The organism is Streptomyces sp. ISL-10 (assembly GCF_018614575.1).
Taxonomy (GTDB): Bacteria; Actinomycetota; Actinomycetes; order Streptomycetales; family Streptomycetaceae; genus Streptomyces.
Map to the genome: position 1 here is coordinate 407,937 of NZ_JAGGOJ010000011.1, position 16,749 is coordinate 424,685.

A 16,749-nucleotide genomic window follows, 5' to 3' on the forward strand; every position below is an offset into this window, starting at 1 on the left:
AACATCCAAACCCCTGCCCGCGTCAGGGCCGGCGACCGACCAGCGAGACGGCCGCAGCCGGCCGCGCGGGCCGAGACTCTCGGGAAGGCGCTACGTGAGTCCCAACGGCTCCGACCGCTCGTCGCGGCGCCCGATGCGGCGGAAGCTGCCGCAGGTGCTGACTGCGGGCCTGATCCTGGCTACCGCCTCCGGTTGCTCATACAACTGGGAGGACTTCCCCCGGCTTGGCATGCCCACCCCGGTGACGGAGGAGGCCCCGCGGATCCTCTCCCTCTGGCAGGGCTCGTGGGCGGCAGCGCTCGCCACGGGTGTGCTGGTGTGGGGCCTGATCCTGTGGAGCATCTTCTTCCACCGGCGCAGCCGCACCAAGGTGGAGATTCCTCCGCAGACCCGGTACAACATGCCGATCGAGGCCCTGTACACCGTGGTCCCGATCATCATCGTTTCGGTGCTCTTCTACTTCACCGCGCGTGACGAGACGAAGCTCCTCGCCCTCTCGGACAAGCCCGCCCACACCATCAACGTGGTCGGCTACCAGTGGAGCTGGGGCTTCAACTACGTCGAGAACGTCGACGGCGACGCCCAGAGCGGAGCCGAGATCCCCAAGGAGCTCGACGCCGTTCCGGACAAGTACCAGCAGAGCTTCCCCGAGGGTGCCGAGGGCGTCTACGACGCCGGCATCCCCGGCACCGAGAACCCGCAGACCGGCAACCCGGGCCCGACGCTGTGGCTGCCCAAGGGAGAGAAGGTCCGGTTCATCCTGACCTCTCGTGACGTCATCCACTCCTTCTGGGTGGTCCCCTTCCTGTTCAAGCAGGACGTCATCCCCGGCCACACCAATGTCTTCGAGGTGACCCCCAACAGGGAGGGCACCTTCCTGGGCAAGTGCGCCGAGCTGTGTGGCGTCGACCACTCCCGGATGCTCTTCAACGTCAAGGTCGTCTCCCCGGAGCGCTACCAGCAGCATCTGAAGGAGCTTGCCGAGAAGGGGCAGACCGGCTTCATCCCGTCGGGCATTGAGCAGACGGACCCGGCCAGGAATGCGGAGAAGAACCAACTGTGAGCATCCTCAACGAACCCCAGGGTGCCGCCGCGGCAGATGAAGACTCGTACGAGAACGAGCTGCCGGTACGGCGCAAGCAGCCCGGCAACGTCGTCGTGAAGTGGCTGACGACCACCGACCACAAGACGATCGGCACGCTCTACCTCGTCACCTCGTTCTTCTTCTTCTGCATCGGTGGCCTGATGGCGCTCTTCATGCGCGCCGAACTGGCCCGTCCCGGCACGCAGATCATGTCGAACGAGCAGTTCAACCAGGCGTTCACGATGCACGGCACGATCATGCTGCTGATGTTCGCGACGCCGCTGTTCGCCGGATTCGCGAACTGGATCATGCCGCTGCAGATCGGCGCGCCCGACGTGGCGTTCCCGCGGCTGAACATGTTCGCGTACTGGCTCTACCTCTTCGGCTCGCTGATCGCGGTCGCCGGCTTCCTCACCCCTCAGGGTGCGGCGGACTTCGGCTGGTTCGCCTACTCCCCGCTGTCGGACGCCGTCCGCTCCCCGGGTGTCGGCGCCGACATGTGGATCATGGGTCTGGCCTTCTCCGGCTTCGGCACGATCCTCGGTTCGGTCAACTTCATCACCACGATCATCTGCATGCGCGCTCCCGGCATGACGATGTTCCGGATGCCGATCTTCACCTGGAACGTGCTGCTGACCGGTGTGCTGGTCCTGCTCGCCTTCCCGGTCCTGGCCGCCGCGCTGTTCGCCCTGGAGGCGGACCGCAAGTTCGGGTCGCACATCTTCGACGCCTCCAACGGCGGCGCGTTGCTGTGGCAGCACCTGTTCTGGTTCTTCGGCCATCCAGAGGTGTACATCATCGCCCTGCCGTTCTTCGGCATCGTCTCGGAGATCATTCCGGTCTTCTCCCGCAAGCCGATGTTCGGTTACATCGGTCTGGTGGGCGCGACCATCGCGATCGCCGGTCTGTCCGTGACGGTGTGGGCGCACCACATGTACGTCACAGGCGGCGTGCTGCTGCCGTTCTTCTCCTTCATGACGTTCCTCATCGCCGTACCGACCGGTGTGAAGTTCTTCAACTGGATCGGCACGATGTGGAAGGGCTCGCTGTCCTTCGAGACACCGATGCTCTGGACGATCGGCTTCCTGGTCACCTTCACCTTCGGTGGTCTGACCGGCGTCATCCTGGCCTCGCCGCCGATGGACTTCCACGTGTCCGACTCGTACTTCGTCGTCGCGCACTTCCACTACGTCGTCTTCGGCACCGTGGTCTTCGCGATGTTCGCCGGCTTCCACTTCTGGTGGCCGAAGTTCACGGGCAAGATGCTGGACGAGCGGCTCGGCAAGATCACGTTCTGGACGCTGTTCATCGGCTTCCACGGCACCTTCCTGGTGCAGCACTGGCTCGGCGCCGAGGGCATGCCGCGCCGCTACGCGGACTACCTCGCGGCCGACGGCTTCACCGCGCTGAACACGATCTCCACGATCGCCTCGTTCCTGCTCGGTCTGTCGATCCTGCCCTTCATGTACAACGTCTGGAAGACGGCGAAGTACGGCAAGAAGATCGAGGTCGACGACCCCTGGGGCTACGGCCGTTCGCTGGAGTGGGCCACGTCCTGCCCGCCGCCGCGGCACAACTTCCTCACCCTGCCCCGCATCCGCAGTGAATCTCCCGCGTTCGACCTGCACCACCCGGAGATCGCGGCTCTCGACCAGCTCGAGCACGGCGGCATCCCGGCCGGCGTGACGGCCGGTGGCAAGGAGGAGAGCAAGTGAAGATCCAGGGCAAGATGTTCCTGTGGCTGGGCGTCTTCATCCTGGCCATGGCCGTCCTGTACGGCGTGTGGTCGAAGGAGCCGGCCGGTACCACCGCGCTCTTCCTGGCCTTCGGCCTGAGCGTCATGATCGGCTACTACCTGGCCTTCACGGCCAGGCGGGTGGACGCCATGGCCCAGGACAACAAGGAAGCCGATGTGGCCGACGAGGCCGGCGAGGTGGGCTTCTTCTCCCCGCACAGCTGGCAGCCGCTCTCGCTGGCGATCGGCGGTGCGCTCGCCTTCCTCGGTGTCGCGATCGGCTGGTGGCTGCTGTACTTCTCGGTGCCGCTGATCCTGATCGGCATCTTCGGCTGGGTGTTCGAGTACTACCGCGGTGAGAGCCAGAACCAGTAACACCGCGTGACGCATCACCTGTCGGGCCCGGGTCCCCTTCACTCCAAGAAGGTGGATCCGGGCCCCTCTTTTGGAGTCATTCAGCGCGCCGCTGCTGACAAGCGTTCATAGCGTGTGCTCATGAACCACACGCCGCACTTCCGTACCGTTCTCAGCTGCACTCTGGTGGTCCTGGCCCTTGGAGTGGTCGCGACCGCGTGCGGCGAACCCGACGGTCACCCCCTCGCCGCCCAGCCCTACGACGCCGCCCGGCAGGTCAGCTTCAACGCCGAGGCCGGCGGCGGCAAGGTCGACCCCGACAAGCCGCTCGAGGTCACCACCAAGCGCGAGGCCGGCCGCATCACGGACGTCACCGTCATAGATGACGCGGGGCGCTACCTCGCCGGTGAACTCTCCGCGGACGGCCTGCGCTGGCGCTCCACCGCCCCCCTCGCGGCCGGCGCCCGCTACACGATGCGCGTTGCCACGGAGAACGAGGACGGCTCGCCCGGAGTCCGTGAGATCACGTTCGAGACGGCCCCCGCCAAGCGCTTCCTCACCGCCGAGTTCGGCCCGGAGCCGGGCACGTACGGCGTAGGCCAGCCGGTCACGGCCAAGCTCAGCATGGCCGTCAAGGACAAGAAGGCCAGGCGAGTCGTCGAACGCGCGCTGAAGGTCGACTCCAAGCCCGCTGTGGAGGGCTCCTGGTACTGGGTGGACGACAAGACGCTCCACTACCGCCCGATGGACTACTGGCCCGCGGGAACGGTCGTGGACGCGACCAGCAACCTCGCGGGGGTCAAGGTCGCGAACAAGCTCTACGGCGGCCGCTCCAAGGCCCTGAAGCTCACCATCGGCGACCGTGTGGAGGCCATCACCGACGCCGCCGCGCACTCGATGGTCGTCATGCGCAACGGAGAAGTGATCAACACCATTCCGGTCACTACAGGAAAGCCCGGCTTCGACACGCGCAACGGCATCAAGGTCGTGCTCGGCAAGGAGCCGTTCGTCCGGATGCGCAGCACCAGCATCGGGATCGCCGAGGGCAGCTCGGAGTCGTACGACCTGCCGGTCTACTGGGCGACCCGCGTCACCTGGAGCGGCGAGTACCTCCACGCGGCACCCTGGTCCGTCGGATCACAGGGTGCCGCGAACGTCAGCCACGGCTGCACGGGGATGTCCACGGACAACGCCGCGTGGTTCTTCAAGACCGTCCAGCAGGGCGACATCGTCAAGGTCGTCAACAGCTACGGCGACATGATGGACACGTTCGGGAACGGCTTCGGGGACTGGAACCTGTCCTGGGACAAGTGGCGCGAGGGCAGCGCCCTGACCGGCGGCACGCCCCAGGAGACCGGCGCCTCCGCCGTCGCCGCCCGCCTGCGGCCGGCTGTTTAGAAGGCTCACTCGCCCCCCGGCTACGGGGTCAGGCGGCGTGGTGGGAGAGCCTGGTGCGCAGCAGGGAGGCCAGGGCCTCGGCGAACTCCACCGGGTCGACCGGGAGCGTCACCGCCGCCTCCGCGCGGCTCCAGGTGGCCAGCCAGGCGTCCTGCGGCCGACCGATGAGCAGCAGCACGGGCGGGCAGTCGAAGATCTCGTCCTTGATCTGCCGGCACACGCCCATGCCGCCCGCCGGAACGGTCTCGCCGTCCAGCACGCACACATCGATGCCGCCCTCGTCGAGCGCCTTCAGCACTGCGGGCAGCGTCGCGCACTCCACGAACCGCACCGGCGGCACGTCGGCGGCCGGCCTGCGACCCGTTGCCAGCCTGACCTGCTCGCGGGTATTGGCATCGTCGCTGTAGACCAGGACCGTGGCGCTCGACTGCATGGTTCCTCCGCCTCGTACGAACAGAGCTTGTGGCGCGGATGCTACTCCTCCCGACTGGCTGTCAACAGCGCTTCGGACAGGGCTTCGATGGGCCGTTCGGGCTGGACAACGGCCACTGACACACCGAACGGCACCCCCGGGAGTGAGGGCGGGATAAGCGACCGACATAATGTCGGTCGTGGCGACAGCAACGACAGTAGAAACCGGGCACGCGCACCCGTCGGTCAATCGGCCGAACCTCACCAGCGTCGGAACCATCATCTGGCTGAGTTCCGAGCTGATGTTCTTCGCGGCCCTCTTCGCGATGTACTTCACCCTGCGATCGGTGACGGGTGCCGAGTTCTGGGCAGAGAAAGCCGATGCCCTGAACTTCCCGTTCTCGGCGACGAACACCACGATCCTGGTGCTCTCCTCCCTCACGTGCCAGCTCGGCGTCTTCGCCGCCGAGCGCGGCGACGTGAAGAAGCTGCGTGCCTGGTTCGTGCTCACCTTCGTGATGGGTGCGATCTTCATCGGCGGTCAGGTCTTCGAGTACACCGAGCTGGTCAAGCACGAGGGGCTCTCCCTCTCGTCCGACCCGTACGGCTCCGTGTTCTACCTGACCACCGGCTTCCACGGTCTGCATGTGACAGGCGGTCTCATCGCCTTCCTGCTGGTTCTCGGCAGGACGTACGCGGCCAGGAGATTCACCCACGAGCAGGCAACCGCCGCCATCGTCGTGTCCTACTACTGGCACTTCGTCGATGTCGTCTGGATCGGCCTCTTCGCCACGATCTACATGATCAAGTAATCGGCGCGGGCGGCGCGCACCGAGCGTTCGCCGCCTGAAGCAGACATAGTCCAGAAGCATCGACGCAGAAGATCCTGACACCGGGGTAATCCGTGAAAAAGCTCTCCGCACGACGACGCCATCCGCTGGCGGCGGTCGTCGTCCTACTCCTCGCGCTGGCGGCCACTGGGGGGCTGTACGCCGCGTTCGCACCCGCGGACAAGGCGCAGGCCGATGTAACCGCCCAGTCCCTCGCCATCAAGGAGGGCCAGAAGCTCTACACCGTCGGCTGCGCCAGCTGCCACGGAACCGGCGGTCAGGGCACCTCCGACGGCCCGTCCCTGGTCGGTGTCGGCTCCGCCGCCGTCGATTTCCAGGTCGGCACGGGGCGTATGCCCGCCCAGCAGCCCGGCGCGCAGGTGCCCGAGAAGCCGGTCATCTACTCGCAGGCCGAGATCGACCAGCTCGCGGCGTACGTCGCCTCCCTGGGTGCCGGCCCGATCACGCCGACCGAGAAGGACTACAGCGCCGAGGGCGCGAACATCGCCAAGGGTGGCGAGCTGTTCCGCACCAACTGCGCCCAGTGTCACAACTTCACCGGTGAGGGCGGCGCCCTGACCGACGGCAAGTACGCCCCGAGCCTCGAAGGCGTCAGCGCGAAGCATCTCTACGAGGCCATGCAGACCGGTCCGCAGAACATGCCGTCCTTCCCCGACACCACGATGCCCCAGCAGCAGAAGCGGGACATCATCGCGTACGTCAACTCCGTGAACGGCGAAGACACCCCGACTCCGGGCGGTTTCGCCCTCGGTGGCCTCGGCCCCGTGAGCGAGGGTCTCTTCGGCTGGATCTTCGGTCTGGGTTCGCTGATCGCTGTTGCCGTCTGGGTTGCGGCCCACACCGCTAAGGCCAAGAAGTCATGAGTAGCCAAGAGAATTCAGAAGAGAACCTGCCTGTAGAGCAGGGCACCGCGCACGACGCGGCTCACGGTGGCGGCACCGCTGTCGCACAGCGTGACGAGGACCCGCTCGCCGATCCCGGACTGCCGGCCCACAAGCCGCGCGTCCAGGACATCGACGAGCGTGCGGCCAAGCGCTCCGAGCGCACCGTCGCCTTCCTGTTCACGCTGTCGATGCTCGCCACGATCGGCTTCATCGCCTCGTTCGTGATTTTCGACGTCGAGAAGATCGTCTACATCTGGCCGCTCGGTCACATCAGCGCGCTCAACTTCTCGCTGGGTGTGACCCTCGGTCTCGCGCTCTTCTGCATCGGCGCGGGTGCCGTCCACTGGGCGCGCACCCTGATGTCCGACGTCGAGGTCGCCGACGACCGGCACGCGATCGAGGCCGCGCCCGAGGTCAAGGCCAAGGTCATGGCCGACTTCGCGGACGGTGCGCGCGAGTCCGCCATCGGCCGTCGCAAGCTGATCCGCAACACCATGTTCGGTGCGCTTGCCATGGTGCCGCTCTCCGGTGTCGTGCTGCTGCGCGAGCTCGGCCCGCTGCCCGAGGACAAGCTCCGCCACACGCTGTGGGCCAGGGGCAAGACGCTCATCAACATGAACACGAACGAGCCGCTGCGTCCCGAGGACGTCGCGGTCGGATCGCTGACCTTCGCCATGCCCGAGGGCCTGGAGGAGAGCGACCACGAGTTCAACACCGAGATCGCCAAGGCCGCCCTGATGATCGTCCGTATCCAGCCGGAGGACATCAAGGACAAGCGCCAGCTCGAGTGGTCGCACGACGGCATCGTCGCCTACTCGAAGATCTGCACCCACGTCGGCTGCCCGATCAGCCTGTACGAGCAGCAGACGCACCACGTCCTCTGCCCGTGCCACCAGTCCACCTTCGACCTCTCCGACGGCGCCCGCGTCATCTTCGGTCCGGCCGGTCACCCCCTTCCGCAGCTGCGGATCGGTGTGAACGCCGAGGGCAACCTCGAGGCGCTCGGCGACTTCGCAGAGCCTGTCGGTCCTGCCTTCTGGGAGCGCGGATGAGTACACAGACGGATACGCAGAAGAAGGCGCCCGCCGGCGAGCGGGTGGCCGACTGGGCGGACGGCCGGCTGGGGATCTACTCCCTGGCCAAGGCCAACATGCGGAAGATCTTCCCGGACCACTGGTCCTTCATGCTGGGTGAGATCGCCCTCTACAGCTTCATCATCATCATCCTCACGGGTGTGTACCTGACGCTGTTCTTCCACCCGAGCATGAACGAGATCGAGTACCACGGCTCGTACGTGCCGATGCAGGGCATCCGCATGACCGAGGCGTACGCCTCGACGCTGCACATCAGCTTCGACGTCCGCGGTGGTCTGCTCATCCGGCAGATCCACCACTGGGCCGCGCTGATCTTCCTCGCCGCGATGTTCGTGCACATGATGCGCGTGTTCTTCACCGGCGCGTTCCGCAAGCCGCGTGAGATCAACTGGCTGTTCGGCTTCCTGCTGTTCGTCCTCGGCATGTTCACCGGCTTCACCGGTTACTCGCTGCCCGACGACCTGCTCTCCGGCACCGGTGTCCGCTTCACGCAGGGCGCGATCCTGTCCACGCCGATCGTCGGCACGTACATCTCGATGTTCCTGTTCGGCGGCGAGTTCCCCGGCCACGACATGGTGGCCCGGTTCTACTCGATCCACATCCTGCTGCTGCCGGGCATCATGCTCGGCCTCGTGGTGGCGCACCTGATCCTGGTCTTCTACCACAAGCACACGCAGTTCGCGGGCCCCGGCCGCACGAACAAGAACGTCGTCGGCATGCCGCTGCTGCCGGTGTACATGGCCAAGGCCGGAGGCTTCTTCTTCCTGGTCTTCGGTGTCATCGCGATCATCGCCGGCCTGTTCACGATCAACCCGGTGTGGGCGCTCGGCCCGTACCGTCCGGACCAGGTGTCCACCGGCGCCCAGCCCGACTGGTACATGGGCTTCGCCGAGGGTCTGATCCGTGTGATGCCGGGCTGGGAGATCAACCTGTGGGGTCACACGCTCGTCCTGGGCGTGTTCATCCCGCTGGTGCTCTTCGGTCTCGTCCTCGGTGCGATCGCCGTCTACCCGTTCATCGAGTCCTGGATCACCGGCGACAAGCGCGAGCACCACATCCTGGACCGCCCGCGCAACGCGCCGACCCGTACCGCCCTGGGTGTCGCCTGGGTCACCGGCTACGTGATCATGCTGCTCGGTGGCGGAAACGACATCTTCGCGACGCACTTCCACCTGTCGATCAACGCGATCACCTGGTTCGTCCGGATCACGTACTTCGTCGGACCGGTTCTCGCGTTCATCATCACCAAGCGGATCTGCCTGGGTCTGCAGCGGCGCGACAAGGAGAAGGTGCTGCACGGGCGTGAGTCCGGCATCATCAAGCGTCTGCCGCACGGTGAGTTCGTCGAGATCCACGAGCCGCTGTCGCAGGCCGACCGGTACAAGCTGACCGCGCACGAGCAGTACCAGCCCGCGGAGCTCGGCCCGAAGGTCGACGAGCACGGTGTGCGCCGCAAGATCGGCCGGATGGAGAAGCTGCGCGTCAGGCTCAGCAAGGGCTACTTCGGCGGCGACAACCAGGTCGCCAAGCCCACCGCCGACGAGTACAAGGAGATCACCAGCGGCCACGGCCACCACTGATCTTCTGCCCGGTACGTCGCCACAGCGGGGCCCCGTCCACTCGATGGACGGGGCCCTTTGCTGTGCCCTGGGGCTGGATAGGGTGGGACCCATCCCTAATCGGCTGTGGACCCAGGAGCGGACCATGAACGTTGTGACCCCGGCAGGCGGCGACAGCGTGGCGGCCCTCTCCTGGCCGAGCGTGCTGAACGCCCTCCTGGAGAACCGGGACCAGAGCGCGGAGGCCACCGCGTGGGCGATGGACCGCATCCTCAGCGGCGAGGCGACCGACGCGCAGATCGCCGGCTTCGCGGTGGCCCTGCGCGCCAAGGGCGAGACGGTCGAGGAGATCTCCGGTCTTGTCCGGACGATGTACGAGCACGCCAACCTGATCGAGGTACCCGGCCCGAGCGTCGACATCGTCGGCACCGGCGGCGACGGTGCGAAGACGGTCAACATCTCCACCATGTCCGCGATCGTCGTCGCCGGCACGGGCGCGAAGGTGGTCAAGCACGGCAACCGGGCCGCGTCCTCGCAGAGCGGTGCCTCGGACGTCCTGGAGAAGCTCGGCGTCAACCTGGATCTGTCCCCGCAGCGGGTGGCCGAGGTCGCCGAGGAGGCGGGCATCACCTTCTGCTTCGCGGTGAAGTTCCATCCGGCGCTGCGGCACGTGGCCGCCGCGCGCAAGGAGCTGGGGATCCGGACGACGTTCAACTTCCTCGGCCCGCTGACCAACCCGGCGCGGGTCAGGGCGCAGGCCACGGGCGTCGCCGACGCCCGCATGGCGCCGATCCTCGCCGGTGTGCTGGCCGAACGCGGCTCGTCCGCGCTGGTCTTCCGCGGCGACGACGGCCTGGACGAGCTGACGACGACCGCGACGTCTCGCGTGTGGCTGGTGCGGGACGGCGAGGTGCGCGAGGAGGCGTTCGACCCGCGCGACGTCGGTATCGATCTGGTGCCCGTTGAGGCCCTGCGCGGCGCGGACGCCTCGTACAACGCGGACGTGGCGCGCCGCCTGCTCGGCGGCGAGACCGGCCCGGTGCGGGACGCCGTCCTGCTCAACTCGGCGGCCGCGCTGGTCGCGTTGGAGCCGACGGACGGCACGCTCAACGAGCAGCTGGCGGCCGGGATGGCGCGGGCGGCGCAGTCGATCGACTCCGGCGCGGCCCGGGCCGCGCTGGAGCGCTGGGTGACGGCGAGCAATTCGTGACGTTCGGCAAGCGGCGTGGTCCGGATGGTGGACCGCGCCCTTGCGCCATGCGAGACATATGGCAAGATGCTCTGCAAGGTCATGAGTGACAGCGATTACGGCCCCGGCCCGCTGTCCGGCAACCCTCCGTCCGTGGCGGGGTGCCCCGGGTGAAGACCAGGCCGCAGGCAGCGAGGTCTGTGGCAAGCGCGGACCCCTTTGAAGCTCTGGGGTCCTGGTCCTCAAGGAGCTGTCTCGTGAGCAAGCGAATGCGATAGGGCGTTTCCGCCCCTTCTTCACCCTCCGCGCGGGGATGTCCGCGTGTCGAGGCCTTGCCCCGTGCGCCGTCGTACGCCGTCGTGCCGTCACGGGTTCCGTCGAAGCCAATTCGCCTTTTCCTGCCGGGAGATACCGCCATGTCCGCACGCCCTGCCCCCGCCTCTGCCGCCCCCGCCTCCGCCGTCGTGCCCGTCTCCGACTCGGACTCCTGCTGTGGCGCGCCGCTGCCGGTCCTCGGCCGTGACGTCACCGTCCCGCTCGTGACCGGCGGCGAGGTCACGTACGCCGCCCTCGACTACGCGGCGAGCGCGCCCGCGCTGCAGCGCGTGTGGGACGACGTCGCCGCGTACGCGCCTTACTACGGCAGCGTGCACCGGGGCGCCGGGTACCTGTCCCAGCTGTCCACCGACCTGTTCGAGAACAGCCGGGCGACCGTGCACGAGTTCCTCGACTGCCGGGACGGCGACCAGGTCGTCTTCACCCGCTCCACGACGGACTCGCTGAACCTGCTGGCGGCTGCACTTCCCGCGGACTGTGAGGTGTTCGTCTTCGAGACCGAGCACCACGCCTCCCTACTGCCCTGGGGCGACGCCCGGGTGACCTATCTCAACGCGCCGCGCACACCGGGAGAGGCCGTACGGACGCTGGAGCAGGCGCTCGCCCACCGTGCCCCTTCCCCTGGCTCTTCGAGCTGGGGAGACCCCATCGGGCCGGCGCTGGTGTGCGTGACCGGTGCGTCCAATGTGACCGGTGAGCTGTGGCCCGTGCGCGAACTGGCGGCCGCGGCCCATGCGCACGGCGCCCGGATCGTGCTGGACGCGGCCCAGCTCGTCGCCCACCACCCCGTCTCCGTACGGGAGTTGGACGTCGACTGGGTCGCCTTCTCGGGGCACAAGCTGTACGCGCCCTTCGGTTCCGGCGTGCTCGCCGGCCGGGCGGACTGGCTGCAGGACGCGGAGCCGTACTTGGCGGGCGGCGGCGCGTCGCGCAAGGTGAGCCGGCGTACGGACGGGGGAGTGGACGTCGAGTGGCACACGACGGCCGCGCGCCACGAGGCCGGTTCGCCGAACGTGATCGGCGTCTACTCGATCGCCTCCGCCTGCAAGGCGCTCAGCGAGGCGGGGTTCGACGCGCTGGTCGCCCGTGAGCAGCACCTGATCGCGAAGGTGCGCGCAGGCCTGGCGGAGGTGCCGGAGGTCCGCGTGCTGTCGCTGTTCGGCGACGATTCCCCCTCGCGTTCCGCTGGGGGGACCCCCACGCGCGTCGGCGTCATCTCGTTCGTCGTCGAGGGCTGGAACAGCTCGCACTTCGCCGCGGCGCTGTCGGCGGAGTACGGCATCGGCGTCCGGGACGGCCTGTTCTGCGCCCACCCGCTGGTGCGCACGCTGCTCGGCAGCGACCCGCAGGACGTCGGCGAGTGCGGTGCGCCGGAGGCGGAGCCGGGCGAGAAGTCGCTGAACGCGATCCGCGTCAGTTTCGGCGCGGGCACGCCGGACGAGCATGTGGAGCGTTTCGTGGCGGCGGTGCGGGAACTGGTGCGCGAAGGCGCGAAGTGGACGTACCACACGGAGGACGGCCGCTGCGTCCCGGCGGTCTGAGAAGGGGCGCCGCCCCCTCGGCGTTGCCCGGGCCGGGGTCTGCGCTCGGCCGGGGTCTGCGCTCGGCCGGGGCGCCCCGTGGTCACGGAGCGGGGAGGGCTACGACTCCAGGCCGATCGCGAACGCCGCCTCCAGGTCGTGCTGCGAGTACGTACGGAACGCCACGTGCGTGTCCGTCGCCTCGACGCCCTGGATCTTGCTGATGCGCCCGGGGATCACATCCGCCAGATCGTCGTGCCTGGCCACGCGCACCATGGCGATCAGGTCGTAGGTGCCGGTCACGGAGAAGACCTCGCTGACGCTGTCCAGCGCCGCGATCGACTCGGCGATCTCGGGGATGCGGTCCACGCTGGTCTTGATGAGCACGATCGCGGTGATCACGGCTTGCTTTCTCCCTCGGTGGCCGCTGCAGATGCCTTCACTCTAGTCCCACGCCCGAACCGGGCCCACGCGTAGAGGAACCCGGCCGAGAACCCCGCCAGGTGCGCCAGGTACGCCACCCCCGGACCGCTGCCCGCGTTCCGGGCAGCCAGCCATTGCAGGACGAACCAGAAGATCAGCACCACCCACGCGGGGAACCGCAGCGGCAGGAAGAAGAGGAACGGGAACAGGCTCGTCACCCGCGCCCTCGGGAACAGGTACAGGAACGCGCCGAGCACCGCGGAGATCGCCCCCGAGGCGCCCACCAGCGTCTGCCGGGACTCCGGGTTGGCCAGCGTGTACGCCAGGAGTGCCACGTAGCCGGCGCCCAGGTAGAACAGGGCGAACTCCACCCGCCCCAGGCGCTCCTCGGCCATCGCGCCGAAGACGTAGAGGAACAGCATGTTTCCCAGCAGGTGCAGCCAACTGCCGTGGATGAACAGGGCGGTGAGAGGGGTCAGCAGCGCGCGGGGCGAGCCGGTCAGCAGCTGCGCCGGGATCACGCCCCAGCGTTCGAAGTAGTCGGACTGCGCCGCGAGGAGAGCGTCGCCGAGGCCGTGCGCCGGGTTGAGGCCCGAGACCGGGCTGATGACGAAAATCGCGAAGCAGAGTGCGATCAGCCCGTAGGTGACGGGCGGTCCCGCCGCCACCCCACGTACCGCGCCCCTCGCCGTGCTCCACCGACTGATCATGGACAGAGCATGGCGTAGCGGGATCGAAGGGTACAGAGTGCCTCGCCGTGACCGCGGGTACCTGCGAGGCCGTAGGGTTGCAGGCAGTACATCCGCAGTTCGACGGCGCACCGCGGCACAGGACCCGCACGACGGAAGAGGACGGCACGATGACGACGGTTCCCTGGCCTACCGCCGAGACCAGGTGGCGCTGCACTCTCTGCGGCAACCTCACCCGCTTCGACGTCACCCGCTCGTCCAAGGTCGTCGAGTACGTCCATTTGGACCTCGCCGGGGAGCCGACGGTCGAGGAGCGCGAGGTGGTCAGTGAGACCATCGAATCGGTCCGCTGCCGTTGGTGCAACGCGGTGGACCAGATCGAGCTGGTGGACAGGCCGGGCGCCGCTTCCTGAGGGAGAGCGGCCCGCAAGGTAGGGGTGACGGATCGTGGAGCAGCCCGCGAGTGGCGGGGAGCCGGCCGGTGCGGCCGGTGACGCCGCCGAGGCGCTCGATCGCCCGCTGCCCGAAGGCGTACGGCGCCGGGTCGTCGCGCTGGTCTCGGACGCCTTCGGCGGCCTGACCGTCGCCGAACTGCCGCCCCAGCTACGGCAGTACGCCCGTTTCACCCCCACTCGGCGGGCCAAATTCGCCGGCAACGCGATGGCCGCCGCACTGGAGAGCGACACTCTCTTCCGCCAGCGCATCGGGGAGCGGGTGGGCAAGGCGCAGCCCGAGCTCGCCAAGGCCCTGGCGGCGGGCGCACCGCCCGCCGCCGCCGATCCGGTCGACGTGGCGGCCGCCGCGTATGTGCTGCGCCCCGCCGGATGGGTGAAACTCGTCGGCGCCGCGGGTGAGGAGGTCCAGCGCGCGGACGCCGAGCGTGCCGACGAGGCCGGCCGGCGCGAGCTGGAGCGGCTGCGCGATGAGCTGGCCGAGGCGCGCGGCCAGATCAGGACCGAGACCGAGCGGCTGCGCGCCGAGCTGGACGGCGCCCGCAAGGAGAGCGAGTCCCTGGGGCGCAAGCTGCGCAGCGCGCAGGCCGATGTGAAGCGCGGGGAGGCCGCCCTGCGCCGGACGGCCGCCGAGATCGACTCCATCAAGGCGCAGGCCGCCGCCCAGGTGTCGGCGGCGGAGAGCGAGAGCCGCCGGCTCAAGGCCCGGCTGGCCGAGGCCGAGGCGGCGGTTGAGGCCGGGCGGCGGGCCGCCCGCGAGGGGCGTTCGATCGAGGACATGCGGCTGCGGCTGCTGCTGGACACCGTGCTGGACGCGGCCCAGGGGCTGCGTCGCGAGCTGGCGCTGCCGCCCGCCGGGATCCATCCCGCAGACACGGTCGACGCCGTGGAGCCGGGTCGGATGTCGCCCAAGGACATCGCGGCGCGCGCCCTTTCGGAGACGGACCCCGCGCTGCTGGACCAGCTGCTCGCGCTGCCCCAGGCACATGTCGTCGTGGACGGCTACAACGTCACCAAGACCGGCTATCCGACGATGCCGCTGGAGAAGCAGAGGTTGCGGCTGCTCGGCGGGCTCTCGGTGCTCGCCGCGCAGACCGGCGCCGAGGTCACCTGCGTCTTCGACGGCGCCGAACTGGCCGCCCCGGTGCTGCTGGCGCCGCCGCGCGGGGTGCGGGTGCTGTTCTCCAAGCCGGGGGTCACCGCGGACGAGCTGATCCGCCAGCTGGTGCGCGCCGAGCCACCGGGCCGGCCGGTGGTGGTCGTGTCGACCGACCGCGAGGTGGCTGACGGGGTCGCGAAGGCGGGCGCCCGCCCGGTCACGTCCGCTTTGTTGCTGAAGCGGCTTTCGCGGCTGTCGTAACTCCCGCGGCGAATGCCCGGATTCGCGTGACCGCGGCTGGGACGGTGCGTCAAGTAACCACTACTACGCGTGTGATGTGGGTAAAGAATGCGCGCGGCGACTCAGATTTTTCCTATGAGGATTTGAACTGATCACAAGAAGGTCACTAGGGTCGGGCCTCGAACCTTCGCGCGGTTGATCGTCCATCCGGGACGACAGCGAAGGAACCGCCGAGTTCGTACAGTTCGCCCCTTTTCCCCAGGGTTCCGACGTACGGACGCCGGGGATTAAACCCCCCACAGCCCGGTAGGCGGCTGAGGAAGAAGGAGCTCGCCTTCGTGGCGTCCCACCGTCGTCCCAAGCAGCCGAGCCGCACCCGTGTGACCGTGCTCACCGCGACCGCCGCAGCCGCTGTCGCTCTGACCGCCCAGACCGCGCAGGCCGATCCGAAGCCGAGCAAGAGCGAGGTCAAGGAGAAGGTCGACAAGCTGTACGAGGAGGCGGAGCACGCCACCGAGAAGTACAACGGGGCCAAGGAGAAGCAGGAGAAGCTCGACGAGCAGATCGACGCGCTGCAGGACAAGGTGGCGCGCGGTCAGGAAGAGCTCAACACCCTGCGGGACAGCATCGGTTCGGTCGCGAGCGCCCAGTACCGCTCCGGCGGCATCGACCCTTCGGTCCAGCTCTTCCTCTCCGGCGACCCGGACACCTACCTGGAGAAGGCGTCCGCGCTGGACCAGCTCGGCGCCAAGCAGACCGACGCGATCCGGGACATCCAGGCCAAGCAGCGCACGCTCGCGCAGCAGCGCCAGGAGGCCCAGGGCAAGCTGAAGGACCTGGCCGAGACCCGCGAGGAGCTCGGCAAGAAGAAGAAGGAAGTCCAGGGCAAGCTCGCCGCCGCGCAGAAGCTGCTCAACACCCTCACCGCGGCCGAGCGCGCCGAGCTCGCCGCCGACGAGTCCCGCGCCAACCGCGCCAGCTCGCGCGCCGACCTGGGCAATGCCGTCCCCGCATCGCAGCGTGCCGCCGCCGCGTTCTCGGCCGCCCAGTCCAAGATCGGCTCGCCGTACGTCTACGGCGCCTCCGGCCCGAGCTCCTTCGACTGCTCCGGCCTCACCTCCTGGGCGTACGCGCAGGCCGGTGTCTCCATACCGCGCACCTCCCAGGCCCAGGCCAGCGCCGGTACGCGCATCTCCTCCCAGAGCCAGCTCCAGCAGGGCGACCTGGTCTTCTTCTACGGCGACCTGCACCACGTCGGCTTCTACGCCGGCAACGGCCAGGTGCTGCACGCGCCCAAGCCGGGTGCCAGCGTGCGTTACGAGTCGATCAACAACATGCCGTACATGTTCGGTGTGCGCGTCTGACCCCGGCCTGCGACCCTGATGGATCGTTCGGCGGGCTCTCGCATCCGCCCGAATGGGGGAATTCCAT

16 protein-coding genes and 1 riboswitch are annotated in these 16,749 nt (G+C 68.3%); of the genes, 13 read left to right on the top strand and 3 right to left on the bottom strand.

All coding sequences use genetic code 11. From position 1 onward, the window contains the following. The first annotated feature begins 94 nt into the window (after positions 1 to 94). The 4 genes from coxB to J7E88_RS14515 all read left to right on the top strand — a co-directional run bounded on the left by coxB (position 95) and on the right by J7E88_RS14515 (position 4,571). Positions 95 to 1,063 (top strand): cytochrome c oxidase subunit II, encoded by a 969-nt coding sequence (gene coxB, locus J7E88_RS14500; protein ID WP_215180880.1) that lies wholly within the window; start codon positions 95 to 97, stop codon positions 1,061 to 1,063. Beyond that, a complete protein-coding gene (gene ctaD / locus J7E88_RS14505) occupies positions 1,060 to 2,799 on the top strand; it encodes a cytochrome c oxidase subunit I (RefSeq protein ID WP_215180882.1) in 1,740 nt (579 codons plus the stop codon). Before coxB ends, ctaD begins: the two co-directional genes overlap by 4 nt. Continuing rightward, a complete protein-coding gene (locus J7E88_RS14510; protein WP_215180884.1) occupies positions 2,796 to 3,194 on the top strand; it encodes a cytochrome c oxidase subunit 4 in 399 nt (132 codons plus the stop codon). Before ctaD ends, J7E88_RS14510 begins: the two co-directional genes overlap by 4 nt. A 120-nt stretch (positions 3,195 to 3,314) precedes the next feature. Then, positions 3,315 to 4,571: an Ig-like domain-containing protein gene (locus J7E88_RS14515; protein ID WP_215180886.1), complete on the top strand. Its 1,257-nt coding sequence runs from the start codon at positions 3,315 to 3,317 to the stop codon at positions 4,569 to 4,571. A 28-nt stretch (positions 4,572 to 4,599) separates the two neighbouring features. On the opposite strand, the gene J7E88_RS14520 is transcribed toward J7E88_RS14515, so the two are convergent. Next, complete coding sequence (locus J7E88_RS14520; protein ID WP_215180888.1) at positions 4,600 to 5,004, bottom strand: hypothetical protein; 405 nt, start codon at positions 5,002 to 5,004, stop codon at positions 4,600 to 4,602. A gap of 169 nt (positions 5,005 to 5,173) precedes the next feature. Between J7E88_RS14520 and J7E88_RS14525 the strand changes: the two genes are divergently transcribed. The 6 genes from J7E88_RS14525 to J7E88_RS14550 all read left to right on the top strand — a co-directional run bounded on the left by J7E88_RS14525 (position 5,174) and on the right by J7E88_RS14550 (position 12,436). Beyond that, on the top strand, positions 5,174 to 5,794 hold the full coding sequence (locus J7E88_RS14525; protein WP_215180890.1) for a heme-copper oxidase subunit III: 621 nt from the start codon (positions 5,174 to 5,176) through the stop codon (positions 5,792 to 5,794). Between the two features lie 92 nt (positions 5,795 to 5,886). Beyond that, the gene (locus J7E88_RS14530) at positions 5,887 to 6,696 is read left to right on the top strand and encodes a c-type cytochrome (protein WP_215180892.1); all 810 of its coding nucleotides are present in this window, start codon (positions 5,887 to 5,889) and stop codon (positions 6,694 to 6,696) included. Continuing rightward, positions 6,693 to 7,769: a ubiquinol-cytochrome c reductase iron-sulfur subunit gene (locus J7E88_RS14535; RefSeq protein WP_215180894.1), complete on the top strand. Its 1,077-nt coding sequence runs from the start codon at positions 6,693 to 6,695 to the stop codon at positions 7,767 to 7,769. Before J7E88_RS14530 ends, J7E88_RS14535 begins: the two co-directional genes overlap by 4 nt. Continuing rightward, positions 7,766 to 9,391, top strand: coding sequence for a cytochrome bc complex cytochrome b subunit (locus J7E88_RS14540; RefSeq protein ID WP_215180896.1), 1,626 nt, complete (start codon positions 7,766 to 7,768; stop codon positions 9,389 to 9,391). Before J7E88_RS14535 ends, J7E88_RS14540 begins: the two co-directional genes overlap by 4 nt. A 124-nt stretch (positions 9,392 to 9,515) precedes the next feature. Then, positions 9,516 to 10,580: an anthranilate phosphoribosyltransferase gene (gene trpD, locus J7E88_RS14545; RefSeq protein WP_215180897.1), complete on the top strand. Its 1,065-nt coding sequence runs from the start codon at positions 9,516 to 9,518 to the stop codon at positions 10,578 to 10,580. A gap of 77 nt (positions 10,581 to 10,657) precedes the next feature. Then, positions 10,658 to 10,775: riboswitch (SAM riboswitch) on the top strand. 200 nt (positions 10,776 to 10,975) lie between these two features. Further along, the gene (locus tag J7E88_RS14550; RefSeq protein ID WP_251022573.1) at positions 10,976 to 12,436 is read left to right on the top strand and encodes an aminotransferase class V-fold PLP-dependent enzyme; all 1,461 of its coding nucleotides are present in this window, start codon (positions 10,976 to 10,978) and stop codon (positions 12,434 to 12,436) included. 99 nt (positions 12,437 to 12,535) lie between these two features. Here J7E88_RS14550 and J7E88_RS14555 read toward each other — a convergent pair whose 3' ends face one another. Then, the gene (locus tag J7E88_RS14555; protein WP_215180898.1) at positions 12,536 to 12,817 is read right to left on the bottom strand and encodes an Lrp/AsnC family transcriptional regulator; all 282 of its coding nucleotides are present in this window, start codon (positions 12,815 to 12,817) and stop codon (positions 12,536 to 12,538) included. After that, the gene (locus tag J7E88_RS14560) at positions 12,814 to 13,548 is read right to left on the bottom strand and encodes a rhomboid family intramembrane serine protease (protein WP_215180899.1); all 735 of its coding nucleotides are present in this window, start codon (positions 13,546 to 13,548) and stop codon (positions 12,814 to 12,816) included. The genes J7E88_RS14555 and J7E88_RS14560 overlap by 4 nt, the downstream gene beginning before the upstream one ends. A gap of 149 nt (positions 13,549 to 13,697) precedes the next feature. Between J7E88_RS14560 and J7E88_RS14565 the strand changes: the two genes are divergently transcribed. From J7E88_RS14565 to J7E88_RS14575, 3 genes are all read left to right on the top strand, one after another. Beyond that, positions 13,698 to 13,940 (top strand): hypothetical protein, encoded by a 243-nt coding sequence (locus J7E88_RS14565; protein ID WP_177152820.1) that lies wholly within the window; start codon positions 13,698 to 13,700, stop codon positions 13,938 to 13,940. Positions 13,941 to 13,974: 34 nt separating this feature from the next. Continuing rightward, positions 13,975 to 15,339 (top strand): NYN domain-containing protein, encoded by a 1,365-nt coding sequence (locus tag J7E88_RS14570; protein ID WP_215180901.1) that lies wholly within the window; start codon positions 13,975 to 13,977, stop codon positions 15,337 to 15,339. A gap of 317 nt (positions 15,340 to 15,656) precedes the next feature. Continuing rightward, positions 15,657 to 16,682: a C40 family peptidase gene (locus tag J7E88_RS14575; protein ID WP_215180903.1), complete on the top strand. Its 1,026-nt coding sequence runs from the start codon at positions 15,657 to 15,659 to the stop codon at positions 16,680 to 16,682. Positions 16,683 to 16,749 lie beyond the last annotated feature (67 nt).